Source organism: Nocardioides bizhenqiangii, from assembly GCF_034661235.1.
GTDB lineage: Bacteria > Actinomycetota > Actinomycetes > Propionibacteriales > Nocardioidaceae > Nocardioides > Nocardioides bizhenqiangii.
The window spans coordinates 3296743-3320339 of record NZ_CP141059.1; the positions used below are offsets into that span (position 1 = coordinate 3296743).

At 70.4% G+C, this 23597-nt stretch carries 19 protein-coding genes; 9 read left to right on the forward strand and 10 right to left on the reverse strand.

What is annotated here, in order from left to right; translation table 11 throughout:
• The first annotated feature begins 56 nt into the window (after positions 1-56).
• Positions 57-776, forward strand: a complete 720-nt coding sequence (locus SHK19_RS16070; RefSeq protein WP_322938704.1) for a TIGR03089 family protein — start codon at positions 57-59, stop codon at positions 774-776.
• Between the two features lie 40 nt (positions 777-816).
• Here SHK19_RS16070 and SHK19_RS16075 read toward each other — a convergent pair whose 3' ends face one another.
• From SHK19_RS16075 to SHK19_RS16090, 4 genes are all read right to left on the reverse strand, one after another.
• On the reverse strand, positions 817-2943 hold the full coding sequence (locus SHK19_RS16075) for an N-acetylmuramoyl-L-alanine amidase (protein ID WP_322936847.1): 2127 nt from the start codon (positions 2941-2943) through the stop codon (positions 817-819).
• Between the two features lie 429 nt (positions 2944-3372).
• On the reverse strand, positions 3373-4143 hold the full coding sequence (locus SHK19_RS16080; RefSeq protein WP_322456091.1) for an ABC transporter ATP-binding protein: 771 nt from the start codon (positions 4141-4143) through the stop codon (positions 3373-3375).
• Between the two features lie 4 nt (positions 4144-4147).
• The gene (locus SHK19_RS16085; protein WP_322936848.1) at positions 4148-5458 is read right to left on the reverse strand and encodes an ABC transporter permease; all 1311 of its coding nucleotides are present in this window, start codon (positions 5456-5458) and stop codon (positions 4148-4150) included.
• On the reverse strand, positions 5455-7431 hold the full coding sequence (locus SHK19_RS16090; RefSeq protein ID WP_322936849.1) for a glycosyltransferase: 1977 nt from the start codon (positions 7429-7431) through the stop codon (positions 5455-5457). Before SHK19_RS16090 ends, SHK19_RS16085 begins: the two co-directional genes overlap by 4 nt.
• Before the next feature lie 161 nt (positions 7432-7592).
• On the opposite strand from SHK19_RS16090, the gene SHK19_RS16095 reads away from it, so the two are divergent.
• From SHK19_RS16095 to SHK19_RS16105, 3 genes are all read left to right on the forward strand, one after another.
• Positions 7593-8771, forward strand: coding sequence for a hypothetical protein (locus SHK19_RS16095; protein ID WP_322936850.1), 1179 nt, complete (start codon positions 7593-7595; stop codon positions 8769-8771).
• Positions 8772-8806: 35 nt separating this feature from the next.
• Positions 8807-10228, forward strand: coding sequence for a hypothetical protein (locus SHK19_RS16100; RefSeq protein WP_322456095.1), 1422 nt, complete (start codon positions 8807-8809; stop codon positions 10226-10228).
• 150 nt (positions 10229-10378) lie between these two features.
• Positions 10379-11260: a glycosyltransferase family 2 protein gene (locus SHK19_RS16105; protein WP_322456096.1), complete on the forward strand. Its 882-nt coding sequence runs from the start codon at positions 10379-10381 to the stop codon at positions 11258-11260.
• Between the two features lie 37 nt (positions 11261-11297).
• Here SHK19_RS16105 and SHK19_RS16110 read toward each other — a convergent pair whose 3' ends face one another.
• Entirely contained in the window at positions 11298-11693 is a 396-nt protein-coding gene (locus SHK19_RS16110) for an adenylyltransferase/cytidyltransferase family protein (protein ID WP_322456097.1), read from the reverse strand.
• Positions 11694-11856: 163 nt separating this feature from the next.
• On the opposite strand from SHK19_RS16110, the gene SHK19_RS16115 reads away from it, so the two are divergent.
• From SHK19_RS16115 to SHK19_RS16125, 3 genes are all read left to right on the forward strand, one after another.
• Positions 11857-12183 carry a DUF6752 domain-containing protein gene (locus tag SHK19_RS16115; RefSeq protein ID WP_322456098.1) on the forward strand — a complete coding sequence of 109 codons (327 nt, stop codon included), beginning with the start codon at positions 11857-11859 and terminating at the stop codon, positions 12181-12183.
• Between the two features lie 65 nt (positions 12184-12248).
• Complete coding sequence (locus SHK19_RS16120) at positions 12249-13358, forward strand: hypothetical protein (RefSeq protein WP_322456099.1); 1110 nt, start codon at positions 12249-12251, stop codon at positions 13356-13358.
• Positions 13359-13363: 5 nt separating this feature from the next.
• Complete coding sequence (locus SHK19_RS16125) at positions 13364-14926, forward strand: class I SAM-dependent methyltransferase (RefSeq protein WP_322456100.1); 1563 nt, start codon at positions 13364-13366, stop codon at positions 14924-14926.
• A 44-nt stretch (positions 14927-14970) separates the two neighbouring features.
• Here the strand turns inward: SHK19_RS16125 and SHK19_RS16130 are convergent, their stop codons facing one another.
• Complete coding sequence (locus SHK19_RS16130) at positions 14971-16206, reverse strand: polysaccharide pyruvyl transferase family protein (RefSeq protein ID WP_322456101.1); 1236 nt, start codon at positions 16204-16206, stop codon at positions 14971-14973.
• A gap of 274 nt (positions 16207-16480) precedes the next feature.
• Between SHK19_RS16130 and SHK19_RS16135 the strand changes: the two genes are divergently transcribed.
• Entirely contained in the window at positions 16481-17107 is a 627-nt protein-coding gene (locus tag SHK19_RS16135) for a class I SAM-dependent methyltransferase (RefSeq protein ID WP_322936851.1), read from the forward strand.
• Between the two features lie 129 nt (positions 17108-17236).
• On the forward strand, positions 17237-18577 hold the full coding sequence (locus tag SHK19_RS16140) for a phospholipase D-like domain-containing protein (RefSeq protein ID WP_322456103.1): 1341 nt from the start codon (positions 17237-17239) through the stop codon (positions 18575-18577).
• Between the two features lie 7 nt (positions 18578-18584).
• On the opposite strand, the gene SHK19_RS16145 is transcribed toward SHK19_RS16140, so the two are convergent.
• From SHK19_RS16145 to SHK19_RS16160, 4 genes are all read right to left on the reverse strand, one after another.
• Positions 18585-19568: an endonuclease/exonuclease/phosphatase family protein gene (locus SHK19_RS16145; protein ID WP_322456104.1), complete on the reverse strand. Its 984-nt coding sequence runs from the start codon at positions 19566-19568 to the stop codon at positions 18585-18587.
• A gap of 244 nt (positions 19569-19812) precedes the next feature.
• Positions 19813-20997, reverse strand: coding sequence for a hypothetical protein (locus SHK19_RS16150; protein WP_322456105.1), 1185 nt, complete (start codon positions 20995-20997; stop codon positions 19813-19815).
• A gap of 26 nt (positions 20998-21023) precedes the next feature.
• The gene (locus SHK19_RS16155) at positions 21024-22145 is read right to left on the reverse strand and encodes a hypothetical protein (protein ID WP_322456106.1); all 1122 of its coding nucleotides are present in this window, start codon (positions 22143-22145) and stop codon (positions 21024-21026) included.
• A 59-nt stretch (positions 22146-22204) separates the two neighbouring features.
• Positions 22205-23572, reverse strand: a complete 1368-nt coding sequence (locus tag SHK19_RS16160) for a phospholipase D-like domain-containing protein (protein WP_322456107.1) — start codon at positions 23570-23572, stop codon at positions 22205-22207.
• Positions 23573-23597: the final 25 nt, after the last annotated feature.

Here is a 23597-nt window from a genome sequence, read left to right on the forward strand (position 1 = left end):
TAAACCCAGATCCCGGCCCAGGGGCGCGCGGCGCCACCTCCTATCCTCGCTGGGTGATGACGTTCGCCGCCGTGCTCGCCGACCGACTGCGTCGCGAGCCGGGCCGACCCCTGGTGACGTTCTACGACGACGAGACCGGCGAACGGGTCGAGCTCTCGGTGACGACCTACGCCAACTGGGTCGCCAAGGCCGGGTCCCTCCTCGTCGACGAGCTGGGGCTCGAGCGCGGCGACACGCTGCGGGTCGACCTGCCGCCGCACTGGCTCACCCCGGTGTTCCTCGGCGCCGCCTGGAGTGCCGGGCTCGTGGTGACCGACGCGGACGACCCGGCCGCCGTCGTGTGCGGCCCCGACCGGCTCGACCGCTGGGCCCGGGAGGCCGCGGAGCGCGTCGTCCTCGCCTGCTCGCTGCTGCCGCTCGGGGTGCGCTTCGCCGAGCCGGTGCCGACCGGCGTGCACGACGTCGGCGTCGAGATCTGGTCGCAGCCCGACGCCTTCGTCCCGTGGGACCCGCCGGGGGGCGACGACGGCGCCGTCGACCTTGCCGGCGTCCGGCTCACCCAGCAGGAGATGTGGGAAGCGGCCGCCGCCGGGACTCTCGTCGCCGACGGCGGCCGCCTCCTGGTGACCGCGAGTCCGGCTTCCCCACCGGATCTCGCGACCTTCACGGAGCCGCTCGCGAAGGGCGGCTCCGTCGTCCTGGTCACCCGGGCCGGAGCGGAGCGGCTCGAGGCCATCGATGTCGCCGAGCACGCCACCGCTCGCTTCCCCGCCTGAGTGCCAGGCACCTCTCAGGTCCACTGTCGATCCCGGGTCATCACCCCGCCAGGTCGTACCCCTGCGTGTCGCCGGTGATCGCCACCGGTGCGCGGAAGCCGTCGGCGCTGCCGGGGATGACCCACAGCTGGCCGGTGCTCCGCGTCCGGGCGATCAGGTCGCTGTGGCCGATCAGGTCGACGTCGTCGACCCCGATCAGCCAGTCGTAGCCGCGGACCGGAAGCGCCATCGACTTCTGGCGGGTGAAGCCACCCGGACCGTTGCCGTAGTAGAGGACGAGGCCGGACCGGGTGCGGATCAGGCTGTCGGGAGCGCCGTCGCGGTCCCAGCGTCCGATGGGCACCTGCTTGCGGCCCGGCACCGGAGAGTACGCCGTATAGCTCCTGCGCAGGCCGGACGCGCCGGCTCCGGGGTAGATCCGCATCGAGCCGCCGTCGGGCTGGCCCATCAGGTCCGGCCGCCCGTCGCCGGTGAAGTCGCCCATCGCAGCGAGCTTCGTGACCTCGCCGAAGCCGAGCGCGAGCCGCTTGGGGTCGGGTGCGAACTTGCCGCGGCCGACGCCTCGGTAGAGCCACAGCGTGCCGCCGTCCTTGACGATGAGGTCGCCGTAGCCGTCGAGGTCCCAGTCGCCGGCCTTGATGATCCGGTCCGCGCCCGGGAGCAGGAGTCCCGTCGAGACCCGCTTGCCCAGCCGGTAGCCGGAGTCGGTGGGCACGACCTGGCGGAGGAAGACTTTGCCGTCGACCGCCCGGCGCAGGACCAGGTCGGGCCGCGCGCTGCCGACCAGGCTGGACTCCAGCTCGCGCCCGTCCCAGCCCTCCTGTGCCGTGGACGCCAGCTCCCGGATCCTCGGGATCCGGTTGTAGAGGTGGATGCCCGGGCAGGCGGTGGAGCCCGCGTCGCGGTGGCCGTTGATGGCCTTGAAGTAGTCGGACGTGACGTGCTGCCGGCGGTCGGCGGCGTCGACGCCGTGGAGCGCAAGCTTCCAGGCGAACAGCCGCCCGTAGGCACGGACCATCGCCCGCGACGGTCGCGCGGTCTCGAAGTTGCCGATCGCCGACATCGCAAACGCGTTGTCGTTGTAACCGAGCGTGTGCGCGCCCACGACGGGGCGGCCGACACCGCCGAAGCGACCCTCCCAGATCCGCCCGAACCGGTCGACGAGGAAGTTGTAGCCGATGTCGCTCCAGCCCTGCGAGCGGGTGTGGTAGGCGTAGATGCCCCGGATGATCGACGGCACCTGGTCGCGCGTGTAGGCGTTGGCGTTGACCGTGTGGTGGACGAAGCCGGCGTGCACCTCGTAGTAGTGCAGCGACGGCTTGTCCCGCATGCTCTCGTCCGCGCCCCACTGCGCACGGGAGAAGATCTTCGGCTTCGGAGCGGCCACCTTCGCGCGGAGCGCGAGCTCGCCCTCGCTGGTCTCCGAGGTCCCGGCCGGGTCACCGTCGAGGGAGTCGGTGTCGATCTCGGGGGTCTGGCGCGCGGTGGTGGTCGCCTCTCCCGGGTCGACGACGGCCAGCTTCATGTCCGCCGGCGCCGACGAGTCGGTCGCGACGCGGACCTGCACCTGGTCGACCTCGCCGACCAGCAGCGGCTCGGTGCCCGGACGCGCGTGCCGGGCCTCGTCGCTGTCGGGATCCGGGCCGTGGTCGTCGTGGTACGGCACGTCGGTCCAGTCCGACCAGGCGCCGTCCTGGAACGTGCGGGCTTCGACGGCGAGCGCGTCGTCGGCGACCTGCTGGCCGTGCTGCCAGGTGACGCCGACGGCGCCGTAGCCGAGGACGGGCACGGCATCGCTGGTCAGCTGCTGACCGCCGGTCGCCGTACGCCGGCTGCTGGCGCGCAGAGCGCCGGGCGCCAGCCGCGCACCCTGCGGCGCCGTCAGGCTGTACTCCGTCACGTCCGGGTCGACGGCCGTCGTCGGCACCGTCGCGGGCGCCGAGCGGAGGGCGGCTCCGCCCTGGCTGCGAGCGTCGGCCGGGGCGGCGGGGCGGACGTCCATCGTGACCGTGCGCGCCGCCGGCGTCAGCGCGGCCAGCACCAGGCCCAGCGCCAGCAGCTGCTGGCACGCGGAGACGAAGCGGTTGCGTCGGGCCGTGCGCACACGCAGGACACGACCGTCGTGGTCGACGGCGCCCTCGGGGCTCGGGGTCGGGCTCGCAAGCATGGGGAATCTGCTCCAGTTGTGCGCGGGGAAGGTGTCACACAGGCAGCAACTTTCACACGCGTCACAGGCACTGGGAAGGGCTTCTGAGTAACTACAAACCTGTAATTACCAGCCGACACGCCGACCATTTCGAGATTTGTCAAGTGGCCGAGCGGACGCCCGTCGTCTTGCCGACCAGCAGCCGCAACCGATGACCGGGTTTGACTGCACGCCCGGCACCGTGACCCGCACGGCCAAGCCAACGCTGCCGGCCAGTCGCGAAAACGGGGGCGAGGGAGAGGAGGGAGCGAGGAACGAGCGACCGGATCGACCGACGCCCGCGCTTTCGCGATGCCGGCCGTCTTGCCGCCGAGCAGCCGCAACCGATGACCGCGTCGACTGCGCGCGCGGCAGCGCGGCGCGAGGAACGAGCGACGCGCTCGCGCAGTCCTAAATGTCGTCGCCGGTTTCCTCGTCGGCGAACTCTTCCTCGTCGTCGTTGTCGTAGTGGAGGAAGTGGATGCCTGCCTCGACGTCGCCGTCGAAGGCCAGCCGGCCGTTCTCGAGGACGATGACGCGGTCGCACATCCGACGGACCTGACCGGCGGCGTGGCTGACGTAGAAGATGGTGCGCCCGCTCTCGCGGATCTCGCGCATCTTCGCCAGGCACTTGCGCTTGAACGGCTTGTCGCCGACGGCCAGCGCCTCGTCGGCGAGGAAGATGTCGGAGTCGACGTGGACCGCGATCGCGAACCCGAGCCGGGCGTTCTGGCCCGACGAGTAGTGGCCGACCTGGGTGTCGAGGCGGTGACCGAGGCCGGCGAAGTCGACGATCTCGTCGAACTTGCGGTTCGTCTCCTTCTCGCTCATGCCGAGGATCGCGGCGTTGAGGAAGAGGTTCTCGCGACCGGTGAGCTGGGGGTGGAAGCCGGCACCGGTCGCGATCAGGCCGGCGATCCGGCCGCGGGTCAGCACCGAGCCCCCGTCCGGCTTCATCACGCCGCTGATCACCTTGAGCAGGGTGCTCTTGCCCGAGCCGTTGAGCCCCATCAGGCCGATCGACTCGCCCTGCTCGACGCTGAAGGAGACACCGTCGACGGCCTTGAAGTCGGTGCTGGTCTCCTGGCCGCGCATCTTGGCCACCGACATCTGCTTGATGGTGCGGTGGAAGCGGAGCTTGAACGTCTTGGTGACGTCGTCGAGGACGATCGAGGTGGTCATCGCGTCACAGCCGTTCCGGGATCCGGGACTCGAGCCGGCTGAAGACCAGCTGCCCGATCGCGAGGAGGACCAGGCCGACGCCCACCATGCCGAGGCCCCAGAGCATCAGGTCCGGCGGCACGTCCGTCTTCTCGGTCGCGACGGGGTCGTCCGTGGTGCCGAGCCACATCGCGCGCTGGACCAGGAGCACGCAAACGGCGAGCGGGTTGTAGAGGTAGTACTGCGCGGCGTCGCCGAACCGATCCGCGACCAGGCTGTAGGGATAGATCATCGGCACGCTGAACCGGATGAACATCGTCATGATGCTCACGACGTTGCCGAAGTCGCGGAAGAAGACGTTGGCGGCGCTGAACAACAGGGCGCCCGCGGTGCCGAGCAGCATCGCGATGAGGAACGCGAGGCCGAGCGCTGCCATGCCGTAGAGGTCGGGAGTCCAGCCGTAGGCGAGGCAGGCCACGAGGAGGATGAGCATCTGCGGGAAGACGTGGAAGAGCGACACCAGCATCGACGCGACCGGGAACATCTCGCGCGGGAGCGGGAGCTTCACGACGATCGACTTGTTGCGCACGATCGACCGCGTCCCTGCGCTGAAGGTCTCGGTGAAGAAGTGCACGACGACCAGGCCGCAGAAGATGTGGACGCCGAAGTTCTCGACGTTGTCGTGGAGGCCGATGATCTCCCCGAGGACGAACCAGTAGATGAAGAACTGGCACAGCGGCCCGATGTAGGACCACAGCAGCCCCAGGAACGAGCCCTGGTAGCGGGCGCTGATCTCACGCTTGACCAGCAGCTTGAGCAGGTAGCGCTTCTGGAACACGGCGAGCAGTCCGTTGTTGGCCGTCGGCGGCGTGAGCGGGAGGGCGGCGACGTCGCGTACGGCGCGCGCCGGCGGCCCCGGCTCGGGTGAGGGCTCGTCGCGGCGCTCCTCCCGCGCTTCCTGGCGCGCTTCCTGGCGCGCTTCCTGGCGAGCCTCCCGGCGCTGCTGCCGACGTTCCTCCTGGCGTGCCTCCCGGACCACCGGGTTCTCCGCGGTGTCGTCAGTGAGCTCGGTCTCCACCGGCGCACCCACCGCGGCGGGGACCAGCTCCGGCTCGGTCAGGGGTGCGGGTGGCGCGACCGGCGCCTCCGCTGCCGGCCAGGCGGGCTCGGTGACCGCGGCTGCCGCAGGCGGCGGCACGGCGAAGCCTCCGCCGGCGCTGTCGGTGGGAGGAGCCGAGACCTCGTCGGGCGTGATCTCTGGCGGTCGGTGACGGCGGCCGGCCCGTCCCCCCGCGTGCTTGCCTGCCGCTCGACGCCGGGCGCCGAATCTCGTCATTCGTCGTCGATGCCTTCGAAGGTCAGCTTCCAGCGCTCCGGGGAGGTCAGCTCGGGCAGGGCCGAGCGCCACCGCTCGGCCAGCTCGTCCCACTCGCGGTAGAGCTTTGCGTGCATCTTGAGCGAGCGCGCCATCTGGTCGCGGAACTGGGCAGGGTCACGGCGGTACCAGGAGGCCGCGACACCGTCGGCGGACGAGACGATCGCCGAGTCGAAGTGCGCGAGCCGGTACCATCGCTGGTCGACGTGCGGCACGATCCCCTCGGGGTGCTCGCCGGCCAGCTCCCGGGTCGGCATCGCCTGGCGGATCAAACCGGCCGCGGCCATCTTGGCCTTGCCGACTGTCGTCGACGGGACCGGGATGCCCTTGCCGCGCTTCTCCAGCTTCTTCCGACGTGGAGCCGGGAAGGCATCGAGCTCGGCCTCGGACTTGCCGTCGTCGTACTCGTCGCGCAGGGCGCGGACCTCGGACAGCCGGTGCAGGATGTCGTGGTGCATCCGGTCGGGGCCGTCGAGAACGTCCTGGAGCGCCAGCAGGATGGTCTCGCCGGTGCCGTACTGCATCGACATCAGCCGCTTGGTGTGGTTCTCGAGACTCTCGCGGACCAGCTTGCCGCCGTGGGGGTACGGCGAGTGCAGCAGGCCCGACACGAGCCGGTTGCGCTCGTGGAAGTAGGCCTGCCAGTCGAGCGTGTCGTCCTTCTCGGTCCACGGCACGTGCCACACGGCGACACCCGGGAGGGTGACCGTCGGATAGCCCGCGGCGCCTGCGCGGAGGCCGAACTCGGCGTCGTCCCACTTGATGAACATCGGCAGGGACAACCCGATCTCGCGGATCACCTGGGTGGGGATGAGGCACATCCACCAGCCGTTGTAGTCGACGTCGATGCGACGGTGCATCCAGGACGTGTTGCGCAGCGACTTCTTGGCGAAGTCGTGGCCGTGCACGCTGGGCGCGACCGGGCCCCAGAACCAGCGATACTTCGCGATCGCCTCACCGTAGGCGTGCATCACCGAGCGGTCGTAGAGGCTGAACATCTGGCCGCCGACGAGCGACGGCGTCTTCACCAGGTCGGCGAACGCGACCGCGCGGAGGATGCCCTCGAGCTCGCAGACGACGTCGTCGTCGAGGAGCAGCACGTAGTCCGAGGCGCCCATCGAGGTCGCCTCGTTCATCGACCGCGAGAAGCCGCCCGAGCCGCCGAGGTTGGGCTGCTCGATGATGCGCAGCTTGCCGCCGAGGTTCGCCGCCGCCGACTCGTAGCCCTCGTCGTCGACGACCTTCTGGCTGCCCTGGTCGACCACCACGATCTCGTCGATGATGTCGAGCACCGCGGCGTTGGTCGCGAGGTTGACCAGCTGCGCGACGCAGAAGTCGGGACGGTTGAACGTCGTGATGCCGATGGTGATCCGACCGCTGCGCACGCGCTCGGTCTCGAAGCCCCAGTTGGCGTCCTCGAGGACCAGCTCGCCGTGGCCGCCCTCGAGGTCGAACCAGTACCAGCCGCCGTCGATGAACGGCTTGAGCGGCAGGTCGAAGGTGACGGTCTGGGTCTCGTCGCTGTCGATCCGGCAGGAGTCGGCGCGGACGACGTGGCCCTTGGCCGTCGACCGGTAGACGATGACGGACCCGTGGCCGCGGAGGCGGGTGGTCAGCCGGACCGAGGAGAACTCGGTCCACCGTCGCCAGTAGCTGGCCGGGAAGGCGTTGAAGTAGGTGCCGAGGGTCACCCGCCGCTGCGGGTCGACCGCCACGCCGGCGCCGTCGGTAAGCCGGCCGAAACCGGACATGCCGGCGCTGCCCTCGGAGCTGGTGGAGTCGTCCTCGTCCTCCTGCTCCGGCTCGGGGCTCTCGTAGTCACCACCGGACTGGCGCGACATCGAGTCGTTGCCGGAGGAGATGCTGGTGACTCCGCTGACGTAGAGCGACTGGACGTCGAGCTCCTGGTCAGCCGGCAGGACCAGCCGTTGCACTACCCGGAATCCATCGTCGACGGGCGACGGTGACGCTGGGGTGGTGGCAGTGGCGGCTTCGCTCACGAGGGCGTGTTCCTTCGACGCAGGCACAGTTTGGACGTAGATCAAGGTATCAGCGGAGCGGTGGCCGACCGCGAATCGCCTGCTAGCCTGCGCCGGTGCCGAATGCGTCACATTCCGGCCCGCGAGCCCCCGGGATCGTCCTGCACATCGGGGCGATGAAGACCGGGACGACGTTCCTCCAGCAGCTCCTGGCCGACCATCGCGAGGTCCTCGCCGAGCACGGCTACCACGTGCCGCGCGAACCAGCGCTGTCGCTGCGAGGCGTGCTCAACGGCACGCCGGCGGCCGATGCGAGCACCCGGCGCGACCGGGTCGCCCACCAGTTCCTCAGCGGGATACGGGAGCAGGACGGCCGCCGGTCGGTCGTCTCGTGGGAGTTCCTGAGCTTCCTCGACCAGCCGCGGGCGGCGCGCCTGGTCGCTGCGCTCGGCGCGGGCGGCGAGTCCGTCGACGTGGTCCTGACGGTGCGAGATGCGGCCCGGACCATCCCCGCGCAGTGGCAGACGACCTGCCGCAACGGCAACACCGTCCCCTGGCGACGGTTCGTCCGTGACATCGGCGCCCTGCTCGAGGACGGCAGCACGACGAGATCGACACGGGTGTTCCGTCGGACCCAGGAGATCCCCCGCATGCTGCAGACCTGGATCGGTGTGGTCGGCCGTGAGCGGGTGCGGGTCGTCACCGTGCCCCGCGCGGGCGGCGATCCGATGCTGCTGTGGCAGCGGTTCGCCGAGGCGTCCGGCATCGACCCGCAGGTGCCCGTCAGCCCGGGCATGCCGCGCAACCCGTCGCTCGGCCACCCGTCGTGCGAGCTGCTGCGCCGTGTCAACGTCGCGTTCGACGGCACCCTGCCGGCAGGCGTCGACAAGGTCATCCGCGCGGTGGTCGCGCCGGACCTGGAGTCCCGCGCCGGTTCCGAGCCGGCCGTCCGCCTCGATGCCCGTGGCTGGGAGGTGGCCGCCGCGTGGAACCGCCTCGTGCGCGATGCCGTCACCGCTGCCGGCACCACCGTCATCGGCGACCTCGACGACCTCCCGGCCGATCCGCCCGTCGTCGCCGAGGACGCTGAGGAGACGCGGCGGCCGCGGCCGGCCGAGGTCCTCGCCGCGGCCGCGACCGCACGGACGGGACTCATCGACCTGGGTGCGACGCCGGCGGCCGAGCCGCCCGAGGACGTCGACACGGCCGTGCAGGAGCTGGCGGCGATGCTCCGCGAGCTCGCGGGAGTCGACCTCACGGCCGCCCGGCGGGCGCGGGGCCGCGGACGCCGGTAGGCCGGCCCCGGGACCCGATTGCTAGTGTCCGAGACATGGTCCTGCGACGGCCGGATCGGCGCAGTCGGCCAGCGCCCATCTACCTCCACATCGGAGGTCCCAGCACCGGCACGACGTACCTCCAACGGCTGATGTACGCCAATCGCGACGGGCTGGGCCGGACCGGCTACCTGCTGCCTGCTCCCTGGCGGGACGTCGTGCTCGCCACCCACGACGCGCTGAGCTTCGGCCGACCCACCGGCCACAAGAACGACCTGACCCGCGCAGCCGGCGGTCGCTGGGACCGGCTGGCCGAGGAGCTGACCGCGCACGGCGGCAAGGGGACCGTCGTGTCCATGGAGTTCCTCTGCTGGGCCAGGCCTGCGGCCGCCGAGCGGATCATCAGCTCGCTCGGCGACGCCGAGGTGCACGTCGTGCTCACCGTCCGCGACACCGCGGCGGTGCTGCGGTCGCAGTGGCAGACCAACTGCCGCAACGGCGAGGAGGTGCCGCTGCGCCGGATGCTCTGGGGGCTGCGCCAGATCGTCAAGGAGGACGGGGAGCCGGCCAGCCGTCCGGAGCGGATGATCCACCGCGGGATGGGCATCCCCACGATGATCGACACCTGGGTGCCGCTGGTCGGCGCCGACCGCGTCCACGTGGTGACCGTGCCGCTCCGGAGCGACGACCCCGACCTGCTGTGGAAGCGGTTCGCCGGCGTGGTCGGCATCAAACCGTCCCGCTGTCGCGAGCGAGCGGTCCAGAGCAACGCGTCGCTCGGCCTCCCGTCGAGCGAGCTGATGCGTCTCCTCAACATCGAGCTCGGACCGGTCAGGAGGACGGACTACCTCCGCACCATGAAGGTGCTCCTCGCCCGCGACATCCTCAGCGAGCGCGCCGACCAGGAGCGCAAGGTCACGCTGAACCGGCCCGGCCGCAACCTGGCGGCACGATGGAACGACCGGATCCGTGGGGCGATCTCGACCAGCGGCGTCGACCTCGTCGGCAGCCTCGACGACCTGCCGGTCACCCGGGCCGGCAAGGACGTGCCCGCCGAGCTCGAGACGCCGACCGACGAGGAGCTGCTCTTCGCAGCGGCCTGGGCCCGCAAGGGGCTCGTGGAGGCGATCGGCGACCTCGAGGACAGGATCGCGAAGCTCCGCGAGGACCAGGCGTACGTCGGCAGCGCGCCGGCGGTCGGTCCCGGCGCCGAGGACTCCGACCAACAGGACGACGACGATGCCGCGGACGACGGGCCGGACGACGGCCCCGACGACGACCGGGCGGACGACGACCCCGACGACGTCGGGCTCGACCCCCGGGCCAGGCTCGACCGCCAGCTGCGCGACCGGACGCCCGAGGTCGGCCTCGCGCTGACCGAGATCGCCGGCCTGGTGCGGCAGGCGATGCCGCTCGGGGCCGAGCTCGCGGAGCTCCGGGCGGCGGGGACGTCTCCGGCACCGTCCCGGGACCACTGACGACGGCGCCGCGGCGGGTGCCGCGCGCGGCCGGAGCTGCTCGCGCTGTTAGGCTCCGACGCAATTCGCGCGGGCAGATCCGAGCGCTGCGCCGCCTACGGGCCCGCGCCTCGACAGCTCGGTCTACACGTCGTCAAGGGAGAGCGCAGGATGACCCGATCGCCCGACGTCGCGGTGATCACCATGGCGCGCGACGAGGGCGACCTGCTGCCGCTGTGGGTCTCCCACTACGCGCGCCACGTCGGCATCGACAACCTGGTGGTGCTCGACGACAACTCGGTGGACGGCTCGACCGAGGGGCTCGGCTGCACCGTGCACCGGGTGCCGGAGCTCAGGGGCGGGCCCTCCTTCGAGCCGGTGCGGATGCGGCTGATGAACGGCCTGGCCGCCGGGCTGCTCGCGGTCTACGACTACGTGGTCTTCGTCGACGTCGACGAGTTCCTGGTGACCGACCCGACCCGCTACCCGAGACTGCCGGACCTGATCGAGGACCGCGGCCGGCCGGAGGTGCTCGGGGTGATGGGGCTCAACGTCGTCCACGTCCCGAGCGTCGAGCCCGAGCCGCTCGACCTGGGCCGGCCACTCCTGGAGCAGCGCGGCTTCGCCAAGTTCACGCCGCTGATGTGCAAGCCGTCGGTCAAGCGGATCAACGCCGGTTGGGCGGTGTCCTCGCACGGGATCAAGGCGCCCTACTCGATCGACCCGGAGCTGTTCATGATCCACCTGAAGTTCGCCGATCGGTCGCGGCTGGCCGAGGTCGCTGCGCTCCGCAACGCCGTGAGCGCGGCCGACGGCCGCGCGCAGGGTGCCAGCTGGGGCAAGAGCGCCGACCACCTGGTCGAGATCTTCGACTCCGTGGTCGCGGACGTCGACCCGGCGGCCGCCCCGGAGTTCGACCCGGCGACCGCCGGTCTCGACGACATGGTGATCGTCGTCAACGACCGGCACCGCACGCCCCAGCAGGGCCAGGTCGAGGCGCTGCGGACGCAGCCGCTGGTGCGGATCCCGGAGCGGCTGAGAGGCGCCGTCTGATCGAGGCGGCGGATCGGCCGGCCTGGGTTGGACGAGCCTAGCGGGCGGAGATCCGCTCGATGACCGCGGTCGTGGAGATCGCGGGCGTGCGGGGAAGGTAGACGACCTCGCAGACGTCGTTGAACTCGTCGAACCGGCCCTTCCAGTCATCGCCCATCACGAGGACGTCCGCCTCGTTGGCGACCAGGTAGTCCCGCTTGTCCTCGAGCGACTCCTCGAGGAAGACCTCGTCGACCACGGCGAGCGCGCGCACGATGGCCATCCGCTCGTGCTCGGGAAAGACCGGAGCCCGCCCCTTCTTCCGTTCGTTCAGCGCGTCGGACGACACACCGACCACGAGCCGGTCCCCCATGGCCGCAGCGCGCTCGATCACGTTGAGGTGTCCGACGTGGAAAACGTCGAAGGTTCCGAAGGTGAGCACGGTCCTGGGCACGGGACGTGATCCTTGCACCCGCCGGACTCGAAACTCAACTCACCTCGAGACGTGGGAGCGGCGGCGCGACCGCTCAACGTCACCCGGCGCCCCGTGGCTATAGTCTGGCGCTGGTTGCCACGTACCGGGTGCAGCCGCCGAGCCACGACGAGTTGAGGTAGCAGTGAGCAAGCGATCTGACGGCCCCGGCCCGACGGCCGTCGAGGACCGGTTGCGCGTCATCGAAGAGCGGCTGACTGCCCTCGAGGAAGCGCTCGACGCGAGCTCGTCGCCGCCCCGCGCGGGCCGCCTCGGCCGGCCCATCCGGCGCGGTGGTGGAGCGATCGAGCAGCGCCTCGCCGAGGTGGAGAGCGAGCTGCAGGAAGGCAGGCGTCTCAACATGCGCCTCGCAGAGCTGACCGACATCGTCCAGGAGCTCCTCGTCCCGGTCGCGCAGCAGGACCAGGAGCTGCTTGCTGATCGTCTGAAGCGCTACTCGGCATCCCTGTGAGGTCGATCCTGGGGCCGCACCGCATCGACGTCGACGTACTTGCGAGAGAGTGACATCTAGACGACATGGCGACTCAGGTCTACTTCCACGTCGGCGCACCCAAGACCGGCACCACGTTCCTGCAGGGGGTCATGCGCCACAACCGGGAGGCGCTGCGCGAGCAGGGTGTGCTCTACCCGGGCACCACTGCGCGTGACCACCTCCACGCGTCCCAGGTCGTGCGCGAGGTCACGAAGCACCCGCTCCGTCCCGAACGGTCAGAGTCCTGGGACCGGCTCGTGGACGAGCTAGCCGCGTGGCCGGGGGTCGGCATCATCAGCCACGAGTTCTTCGGGATGGCCACCGAGGAGCAGGCGCGGGCGGCCCTCGAGCGCCTGGCGCCCGCCGAGGTCCACGTCGTGCTGACGGCTCGCGACTATGTCCGCCAGTTCGCGGCCGACTGGCAGGAATCGCTGAAGATGGGGCTCGACCTCACCCTCGACGCCTTCCTCCGTCGCGCGGATCGCAACCGGCTTCCCCGCCCGTGGGGCTGGAACGCCCACGACGTCGTCGGGACCTTGGAACGCTGGAGCGCCACCCTCCCTCCGGAGCGGGTGCACCTCGTGACGGTCCCCCAGCCCGGGGCACCACGCGACCTGCTCCTGCGACGCTTCTGCTCGGTCGTGCAGATCGATCCCGACGCCCTCGACCTCGGTGCCGCGTTCAGCAACCAGTCGCTCGGCGTGGTCCAGGCCGAGCTGTTGCGCAGGCTCAAGCCGCACCTGTCGACGCCGCTCGACGACGCACCGGAGCGGCACCGATGGCTTCGTGGCTACTTCGCGCACGAGGTCCTGCTGGCCCAGAGCGGCGACCGGTTCACGCTCCGGCCGGAGCAGGCCGCGGTGCTGGCCGAGCGCGCCAGGTCCGCGATCGAGAGCATCCGGTCGGCGGGCTACGACGTCGTCGGCGACCTCGAGGAGCTGGCGCCGGCGCCGCTGGACCCGGATCTGCGTCACCCCTCGGACGTCTCGGACGGCGAGGTGCTCGAGTCCGCGTTGGTCGCGATCGAGCGGATGCTGACCGACGTCCGCACGCTCACCCTGCAGCGCGACCGGCTGCGTGCCCGCGCGTCGAAGCGGGTGGCGCCGCGCGTACGCCGTCGGCTCGGCCGGGCGCTGTCGCGAAGGGGCCGCTGACGTCAATGGCTTCGTCCCCGCCCGCCGAGCTGACGGCATCGGACCGCGGTATCACGCTCCGCGGAGACCTCGACGTCGACCGCACCTACGACGTCGTCATCAACGGTCTGCACGTCTGGTCCCTCCAGCCGGAGCGCGACATGCAGCAACGCCAGGCGGCGTATGTCTGCGACTGGCCGAAGGCGCTGACGTCCCACCTCAACGGCACCGCCGACATCGAGCTGCGCGACCACGTCACCCAGGACCTCATCGGATCGACCTCGGCCAGGCTCGGCGACGGCGACGACCCGATCGCAGTGCGCAACAAGGACGGACGCCCGCTGATCCTCGACAAGTGGGGCCGGATGATCGTCCGGCTCGACAGTGAAGGATCCCAGCAGGTCGACGAGCTGATGAAGTACGTGGTCGACCTGCTCGACGCGTTGCAGAACACCTGTGGAGTGCCTGCCTACGTCGCCTACGGCACGCTGCTCGGTGCGGTCCGCAACGGCCAGCTCATCGGTTACGACAACGACGTCGACCTCGCCTACGTCGCCTCGCACGAGACGCCGGTCGACATCGTTCGCGAGAGCTTCCGGATCCAACGGACGCTGACCGAGCACGGCTGGCTGGTACGACGTGGATCGGGGTCCCGCCTCAACGTCCGGGTCCCGATGGAGGACGGGTCGGTCCGCCACATCGACATCTTCACCGCTTTCTGGATCGGCGACACCTTCCACACCGCGGTCGACATCGGCTGTCGGATGAGCCGCGAGGACGTGCTGCCGGTTTCGTACGTCGACCTGTGCGGACACCGGGTGGCGGCGCCGGCCAACCCCGCGGCCATCCTCGCTGCCGCCTACGGCGAGGGCTGGCGGGTGCCCGATCCCGCGTTCCAGTACGACAGCCCCACGTGGCTCAAGCGTCGGTTCAGCGGGTTCTTCGGCGGTTACATCACCCATCGGAAGCGGTGGGACGCGTTCAACGCGTCCCACGGCAAGCGCCTCGTCAAGAAGCCCTCGCCCTTCGCGCACTGGGTCCACAGCGAGTTCCCGTCGGACGCGACGATCGTCGACGCCGGTTGTGGCGGCGGGCGCGACTCGCGGCTGTTCGCCCGCAGCGGCCGCACCGTCCTCGGTGTCGACTACTCCCTGGGAGCCGTCATGCGCGCGAACCGGTGGGCGGCACGAAGGGCGACGAACGCGAGCTTCGAGCCGGTCAATTTCTACGACACCCGCGCGGTGCTGGCCATGGGAGCCCGGCTGAGCCGCGAGGAGCGCCCGGTCGACGTGTACGCGCGCTTCCTGCTCCACGCCCTGGAGGACCGCGGCCGCGCCAATTTCTGGCGGATGGTCTCGATGTCGCTCCGATCAGGCGGGCGGCTGTTCCTGGAGTTCCGCACCGAACGCGACGCGCGCAACAAGCACTTCTTCGGCAAGCACTTCCGTCGCTATCTCGATCCCGACCTCGTGCAGGCCGAGATCGAGGCGAACGGTGGACGCGTCGTGCACCGGGAGGCGGGCACCGGGCTCGCGCCCTTCCGCAGCGAGGACCCGCACGTCTGCCGCATCGTCGCCACTTGGGCCTGAGACCGGCTCCGGACTGCTAGGTCGTCGGCCCGGCCGGGACGACGTCACCTCCGACCGAAGACACCCTTCGACCGCTGCGGAGCGACCGGTGCGACCGGCTCCCGGACCGGCTCGGACTTCTGGGCGCGGGCGCGCGGGTAGAGCGCCTCGGCCTCGTCCAGCTTGGCCCGGTGCAGCCGGCCTGCCTTGAGCCGGAACTCCGGGTCGCTCGCCGGGTCGGGCAGCTTGTCGGATCCCGCCGGTGCGATCGGGAATCCGGTGCCGAGCTCAGCGAGCGACTGGTGCTTGGTCCGGTAGTAGGAGTCGTCGATCTCGATCGCGACGCCCTCCGCGCCCACGGCAGCTGCGAGCTGGTGGAAGTGGTAGCGCGTGGTGATCCACGTCTGGAGCGGCCGACCGGGGAAGCCCTCGTGCCAGAGCCGGACGAAGGACATGAAGTTCTCCTCCGGGATCAGGTCGGCGAGCAGGTCGTAGGCGCGGCGGTCGCGGTCGACGCCGGGGATCGCCTCGAGGTAGCGGATCGTGCGGCCCTCGAACCGACCGCTCTCGAGCATCGCCCGCACGGCGGCGACGTTCGCCTCGAAGACCTCCGGCTCGGCGAGGTCGCTCTGGATGTTGATCCAGACGTCACCGGGCTGCCCGGTCGGGTCGGGCCGCGCCCCGAAGCCCGGGAGGGCCGGGAGCCCGAGGAAGGCGTCGTTGACGCCGAGGTCGACACCGGCCATCTCGGCACTGGCGCTGTCGCGCACGGTGGCGTGGTCGGCGGCGCCGAGGTCGTCGCGGATCCGCTCGGGGTCGATCGGCGGCATCAGGCCGAGGCCGGTCGCCACGAAGCGGGCGCCGCTCACCTCGGCGAGCCTGCGGGCCGCCCGCACCAGGCGCCCGTGGTGCATCCAGTTCGCCGTGATGTGACCGCCACCGATGAGGTGCACGGTCGTCGCGCGGCGGAGCTCGATCAGGCCGAGGTCGAACAGCGGGCTGCCGAGCTCGGTCACCGTCCGGTCGACGATCACGTCGCCCTCGTCGGGATCGGCGTCCATCGTCATCCAGCTGACGCGCCACAGCAGGTTGGTGAACTTCACTCGGGGATGCAGGCCCTCGAAGAGGAAGGTCGCCATCCCCGGATCGGGACAGTCCAGCACGACGTCGGAGGCGGGTTGGCGCTCGGCCAGGAACCGGAGCCACGACGCGGCGATGAACTCGTCGCCGAAGTTCGGATGGCCCGCCGTCGACACCAGGTGGATGGTCGGGTTCTTGACGTTCTCACTCCCCTGCGACACGTCGTTCAACCTAGCAGGGGCCGGTGGGCGTCCCGCCCGGCGGATCTGCTTGCGCACCCGGTGCCGCCGTCGCAGGGTCGACCGTCTCCGGCGCGCCCCTCGACCATTCGCGGCGAGGAGCGCCGTGGGCCTGCCACACTGTGCGTCCTGGACGTCGCCCGGTGTCCAGAAGAGAGGAAATCAGCACCCCATGTTCTTCGAGGAGTACCCCGCGTTCTACGAGTCCAGTAGAACGGCAGCGTTCCCAGCGAGATTGAACCTTCGCCACCAGGCCATGATCGAGTCGAACCGCGACATCCTGGCCGGCGCCCGCGTCCTCGACCTCGCCAGCCACGATGGCCGCTGGTCGTTCGCAGCCCTCAAGGCGGGTGCCAAGCACGTGACCGGCGTGGAGGCTCGTGGTGAGCTGGTCGACAACGCGAACAAGCTGTTCGCGCAGTACGGCGTTCCCGACGAGGACTACGACTTCGTCCAGGGCGACATGTTCCAGATCCTGCAGGAGCGCAAGTTCGACGTCGACGTGGTGCTCTGCCTCGGTTTCATCTACCACACGCTGCGCTACGGCGAGCTGTTCCGGGGGATCATGGATGCCGGTCCGAAGTACTGCATCCTCGACACCAAGGTCCACCAGAGCGATGAGCCCGTGATCCGGGTCCTGACCAACAAGACTGGCGTGCAGGGGCACGCTGCGAAGGACGACCTCTCCGAGGGTGGGCTGGCCCTGGCGGGCTACCCGACGGTGTCCGCCCTCGCGGTCATGCTGGACGTCTACGGCTTCGAGATCGAGGAGCAGTTCGACTGGAATGCCCTGCTGGCCACGCTCCCCAAGCGGCTGAGGGCGGTCCGCGGCTATGCCAAGGGCCAGCGAGTGACGCTGCGGTGCCGCTCGCTTCGAAGCTAGTCCCGGATTTAGGAAGACCGGAGTCGCGAGCGCGCCCTCCGGTTAGCATGCAACGGACGAGTAAAGAAGTTGCTCTCGCCCGTGGGTCGGCTCATGTCGCCCACCATCCGCAACCTGGGGATACTCCGCATGCGCCGAGCCATCGTCCTACTGACCGTCCTGCTCCCGTTGAGCCTGCTGCCACTGCCCGCGGGCGGCTACGAGCCCGGGGGCGGGGCGACCTTCAACGTGCCCGAGCCGTGGGGCTCCGAGGCGGAGAACACCCGGATCGTCCGGAAGGTCGAGGAGGCGTTCCGGCACGTCCGCAAGACCCCGCGGGACCGCCACCCGGTCATCCTGGTGGCCGGTTACCTCTTCGACCGCAAGCGGAGCGCGGAAGCGCTCGTCAACGCGTGCCGTCGCGGAGTCTCCGTGCGGGTGATCATCGACCGCGACGTCTACTCACGTCCCTTCCGACGACTCGTGACCGTGCTGAACGCCGACAACGTGCGCGACCGTGACCGCAACGGCATCGCAGACAACGACCCCCGGGCCGGGCGCTGCAACCGGGCACTCCCGCCGGAACAGGGCGGCCTCCGCCAGCGCGGCGAGGAGATCCCACTGATGACCAGCCGCCAGGTGACCGCCAGCATGCGCGAACCCACGGGCCGGTCGGTCACCTGGGGCAGGGACGGCAGCTACGTCCTGAAGTGCTCGGGTGCCTGCCGGGGCACCGCCGAGGCGAACATGCACTCGAAGATCTACGCGATGTCGAACAGCGGCACGGCGAGGAACATCGTGATGATGTCGTCGTCCAACCTGAACGCCGGCGGCGTCAATTCGGGCTGGAACGACCTGGTCGTCATGAAGAACCGACCGCGGACCTTCGAGTTCATCACGCGCATCCACCGGCTGATGACCGCCCAGAAACGCGCCGGGCGCAGGCTCGTCGAGTTCAGAGACGGCCCGTACACGACGCGGATCTTCCCGATGATCGGCGTCGGCAAGAGACGCGACCCGCTGATGCAGGACCTGCGCAAGATCAGGTGCTCCAGCGCGCTGGGGCGGACCTCGCTGCACATCCAGCAGTTCTGGTGGAACGGTCACCGCGGCAACTACATCTGGGACAAGATCCGGAGCCTGGCCCGCAACGGTTGCAAGGTCAGGATCATCTTCGGCGCGGTCGACCGCGGGATCCTGGCCCGGATGCGGGACGCCCGGCGAGCCGGCCTGATCGAGCTGTGGGACAGCAGGATCGACACCAACGGCGACGGTTACGTCAACACCCGCACCCACATGAAGGCGGTCGCCGTCCGCGGCACCTACGGCACCAACCGGCGCTACCACGGGGTGTGGACCGGCACCGCGAACTGGGCGACCGGCTCGCTGACCAGGGGCGACGAGAACACCTTGAACGTCCGCAGCGCGAGCCTGTGGCGCAGGTACGTGCGGTACTGGGCGACCGTCAGGAACCACTCGCACCGCGAGTAGCGAACCCTCAGCAGACCAGGCGGCCGCGCACCCAGCAGCCACGGCCGTTGATCTTGAAGTCGACGATCAACGGCCGGTGGTCGGAGTTGAAGCCTCTGATGATCCGCTGTCCGGTGGGGATGACCCGTCTGCTCGGCTTGAAGTTCACGTAGTCGATCAGTCGCTTGTCGAAGCCGTTGTCGAGCACGTGGGTGCCGGTCGCGGGTTCTCCGAGGCGGTTGTAGCTGGAGTGGTAGCCGCGAGTGCCGAGCGCTGCGTAGGGGAAGATCGGGTCCTGGGCGTTCTTGTCATTGCGGTAGTTGACGTTGAAGTCGCCGGCCACGAACACCAGGCCGCCGCCCTCCTTGGTGCGGATCTTGTCGATCATCGCGAGGAGTCCCGCCATGTGCTGGGCGTAGAGACGGGTGCGGCGTTGGTTGGTGTTGCGCCTCCCGTCGGGACCCTCGACCGTCGGCACGAAGTGGGTGTTGAGGATCCAGATGATCCGACCGGTGACGTCGTCACGCAGGCGCAGCCGGACGATGTAACGGGGGCGGATGGTCGAAGGGCCGGCACCCCGGGAGCCGACGTAGGTCGCCGGGGCGACCTCGAACCAGTCATGCCCGATCAGGGTGAACTTGTCCGAGCGCCAGAGGATCGGAAGACCGCCGGGGAGGACGGGGATCGGGAACCACCCGTCCCAGACGCAGGTGGAGCAGTCGACCAGCCGCTCGCGGACCCGCTTGCGCCGTTCCCCGCTCGACATCTCCTGGAGCGCCACGATGTCGGGGCCCTGGGCCAGCAACGCCTTGACGTCGTTGAAGCCCTCCCGGGTCGTCGACTTCGCAGCGGCGTTGAACGTCGCGATCCGGACCGTGCTGGCCGCCGGGTCGGGGCCGGCGGCGGCGCGGGTCGGAGCCACTGCGCCCGACGGGCTCAGACCCAGGCCGAGAGCGCCGACGAGCACGAGGCCTCCGAGTCGAGCGAAGGGCAGACGTCGGGAGTTCCACACGGGAGATTTCCTCCTGCTCGGCGTGTCGCTACCAGAGCGGCGACGGAATGCGTGTCAAGATGCGAGTTTCACATCAGTTACTCCGATCACGCAAGCCCCCGAGCGTCACAGTGGTCTCTTTGGTGCACTCGCATGGCCCGATCCGGCCACCTCGAGGAGGCCGATCGGCCCGCCGGCGCCGCGGGCGCGAGCGACCATCGCTCCGCACGAGTCGTCTCGTGCGAGCGACCGGCTCGGACGTGCCCTAGTTGCTCCGACGCTCCTTGGCGGCTCGATAGGCCGCCCGCAGCTTGCGCAGCAGGGGCCGCTGCTCACTGGCGTGCACGAGGGCGAACCGGATCGGCTTCTCCTGTGCCGTGGTGGTCAGGTCGTCCGCCCGCTGTACGGCGGCCCGGCGCTCGTTGAGCACGACGAGCAGCTCCGCGATCGTCGCCACGCTCTCGGCCAGCAGGGTGGCGTCGGACGGAACGGCGTACGCGTTGTCGTCCCGGTCCTCGTCCGCCGTCGCTCCCCCGACGACCGGGACCAGCTCGTCGAGGTCGCCGACGACGTCGGCGCCCATGGCCGCGATCCGGTCCGCGATGCCCCGGGCGGCGGCGGCCGCGAACTCCTGGTCGGCGGCGTCGAGCGCCAGCCGGGTGCCGGCGCGCGGCTCGAGGACCCGGTGGGCGAGGACGTTCTTGACGACCAGTGGGTAGGGACCCGGGAGCGGCAGCCGGTCGCCGAGCTCGACGTTGACCCGCCGGAGCAGCTCCGCCTGCTCCGCGCCGAGCGAGGTGTTCGAGCGCTCGAGCTCGATGTCGAACGCGGCCGGGTCGACACCCAGGAGCCCGGCGAAGCGCTCCCAGAGGATCGTCGGGTCGGCACCGGCGGGCGGCACGGTCACGACGTGCACCTGGTCGGCAGGCAGGCCGGCGCCCCAGCGCTCGAGGACGCCGGCGTAGTCCTGCACCTGCCAGAACCAGCTGGTGCGCGCGGCGTCGTCCCGCACCTCCCGGATGAACGCGTCGAACGTCGCGGCCGACCGGTGCTTGACGTGCTCCTGCCACTCCGCGCTGATCTGCCGGACGTGGTCACGAGCCGTGACCACCACGTGGACCTCGGCGTCGTCGGCGAGGGCGGCCACCGCCTGCCGGGCCTGCTCGGCGGTCGCGCCGGCGAACAGCTCGTGCGAGATCAGCACGCTCCCGTCCCACGCGAGCGCCTCGGCGACCAGCCGGTCCCACATCCCGCGGGCACGCTCCGGACAGCTCGGGTCGTCGACCAGCCCCCGGACGTCCAGGGTCGCCAGGAAGTGGTCGTTGAAGCGCTCGCCGGGCAGCAGCAGTCCCTGCTCCCCCGCCGTCGCCCGCTGCGACCAGAGGACGTCTTGGAGGAACGTGGTGCCGGTCTTCGGGCTACCGACGTGGAGGAAGACCCGGGGCCGCATGCCGGGCACGATAGCCATCTCCGCGCTCAGGCGCGGATTCGGGCCAGCCGCCGGCGGACGCGGCCCCCGACGCGACGGGCGGTCGGCACCAGGCCCGGGTCCGGCTCCGGCTCCGCCTCCGGGGCAGCCTTCTCGACCAGGAGCTCCGCGATCGCCGCGACCGCCGCCGCCGTCTCGAGCCCGGGGTCGACGGCGTCCGGGTCCGTCCACGGTTCCTCGCCGGGCACCGGCATCAGCTCGTCGAGGTCCCCGTGGACCTGGTAGCCGCGGCGCGTGATCCGATTGTTCTGCCGGGTGGTGAGCTCCGTCAGCCGCTCGACCAGGGCCGGCGGGCACTGGGCGGGCGCCGACGACTGTCCGGCCAGGATCGACTGGGCGAAGACCCGCTTGACGACCTTGCTGTAGGCGGGCTGCTGGATGCGGCCGTCCAGGACCTCGTTGATCCGGCGCAGCACCGCCACCTGGACCGCCCCCAGGGTCTGGTTGGCGGTGGTCTCCTCGGCGCTCGGGTCGAACGCGCTGGCGTCGAACCCCACGGCGTCGCCGAACCGCTGCCACAGCAGATTGGGAGGCGAGCCCGGCGGCGGTCCGACGACCAGGTGCACGTTCTCGGGCGGCAGGTCCCGTGCCCACCGGTCGAAGACCCCGACCAGGTGCTGGTTGCGCCAGAACCCGTTCTGCCGCTCCCGGCTGACGTTGGCGCAGAAGTCCGCGAACGTCACCGGGCTGCCGTTCTTGACCCGCTCCTGCCAGTCCGACGCCACCTGGCGGGCGAGGTCACGGGCGGTCACCACCAGGTGCACGTCGAGGCCCTCGAGCGTGGAGAGTCCGTAGTCGACCTGCTCGCGCCGGGCGGCGCCCAGCAGCTCGTGGCTCATGATCGTGATCCCCGGGTACTCCCGGGCGCCGTCGCTCAACCGCTGCCAGGTGCCCTCCAGCTCCTCGGCGCTCCTGCCCCAGAACGCGTAGGAGCCGCGTAGCTCGATCGCCGCGTGGAACATCTCGTAGTGGCGGCGGCCGGCGCAGGTCACCCCTACCGCTTCGAGCTCGTCGCGGTGGCGCCACAAGGCGCGCTGGAGGAACGTCGTGCCGCTCTTCGGTGTGCCGACGTGCAGCACCACCCGCTGAGATCCAGGGGAACCGGTCATGCTCATATCCGGGCTGACTCTAGTGGGACGCCGATGGTCCCGGAGAGCCGAGCCTCCCGTCAGCGGCCGTAGACGTCGTAGGGCAGCCGGCGGGAGTGGTTGCGGACCTTGTCCCAGTTCTTCCGGTAGCTCACGTACGCCGACCGCAGGCCGATGTTGAGGGTCGTCTCGTCGCTGCGGAACAGCGAACCGCCCACCCAGTTCTGGGACCCGGTCCACACCCGGTGGGCCCGGCGGTTCTTCCCGACGGTCCCCTTCACCAGGACGTACTTGGCGTGGGTGCGGACCTCGTTCAGGCCGTCGTCGTTGTAGTCCCACCGGCTGTCCCACAGGCCGATCAGGTTCCGGCGCGCCATGTTGCGCATCCGCTCGGCGAGCCGACGGGACGGCGCTCCGTAGATGATCCGGACCTTGCAGCCGTCGCGGGCCAGGCCGGCGACCTTGTCGAGCAGGTACGCGCCGCGCTCGCCCTTCCAGTAGAACATCGAGATGTGGATCCGGGTGCGGCCGAACGCGCTGCGGCAGCGGATCCGCTTGAGGTCGCGCAGGGTCGGGTCCGTCGCCTTGCTGGCGTTGCGCATCGGGAAGAACCGGGCGACATACGGCCCGTCGCTGACCTGCACCTTGCGGCCACCGGCTCTGACGTCGTCGGTCATCAGCCGGTGCATCGCCTTGAACCCGCGGTAGAGCTTCTTGCGCCGCTTGACGACGTACATGTCGTTCCAGCCGAGCTTCCCGCCACCGCTGTTGAGGTTGGACGAGCTCACCATCACGATGTGGCGGGAGCTCTTCGTCCTGCTGAAGAGGTAGAACTTGCTGTGCATGTTGCCGCCCACACCGCGGCAGCTGCCCTCGCACCTCTTCACGTAGCTGCCGTCCCTGCCCCAGGTCGCCTTGCGCCGGGACGGCGCCCCGACGCTGCGCACGGCCTGGCGGGGCGTGAAGAGGTCGAGCTGGGTGTTGTCCTCGCCCGGGTTCACCCGGAGCCCGCCGTGGGCGGCCCCCAGCCGGCGGTTGCACCTGCCCGCCCGCGGGTCCGTGTCGGCCCGGCCGTCGCGGTTCCGGTCGCGGACGTTGTCGGCGTTGAGCGCGGTGATCAGCTTGCGGGACGGACGGCTCTCGATGTCCTCGTCGAGGATGACGCGGACCTGGACCCCGCGCCGGCAGGCCGCGATCAGCGTCCTGACGGTGGTCGGGCGGTCGAGCAGGTACGTCGAGATGTGGATGACCGGGTTGCGGTGCCGCCGTGTCCGCACCGTGTTGCGGATCGCGCGCTCCACCTTCTTGACGATCCGGAAGTTGGCCGCGTCGTTGCCGTACGGGTTGGGCACGTTGAAGACCGCCCCGCCGCGCGGGCTCATCGCGGAGGCGGGGACGAGGAACGAGGCGGACAGAACGGCAACGAGCAGCAGCGATACGCGGCGCACGGATCTCCCCGGATAGACGGCAGGT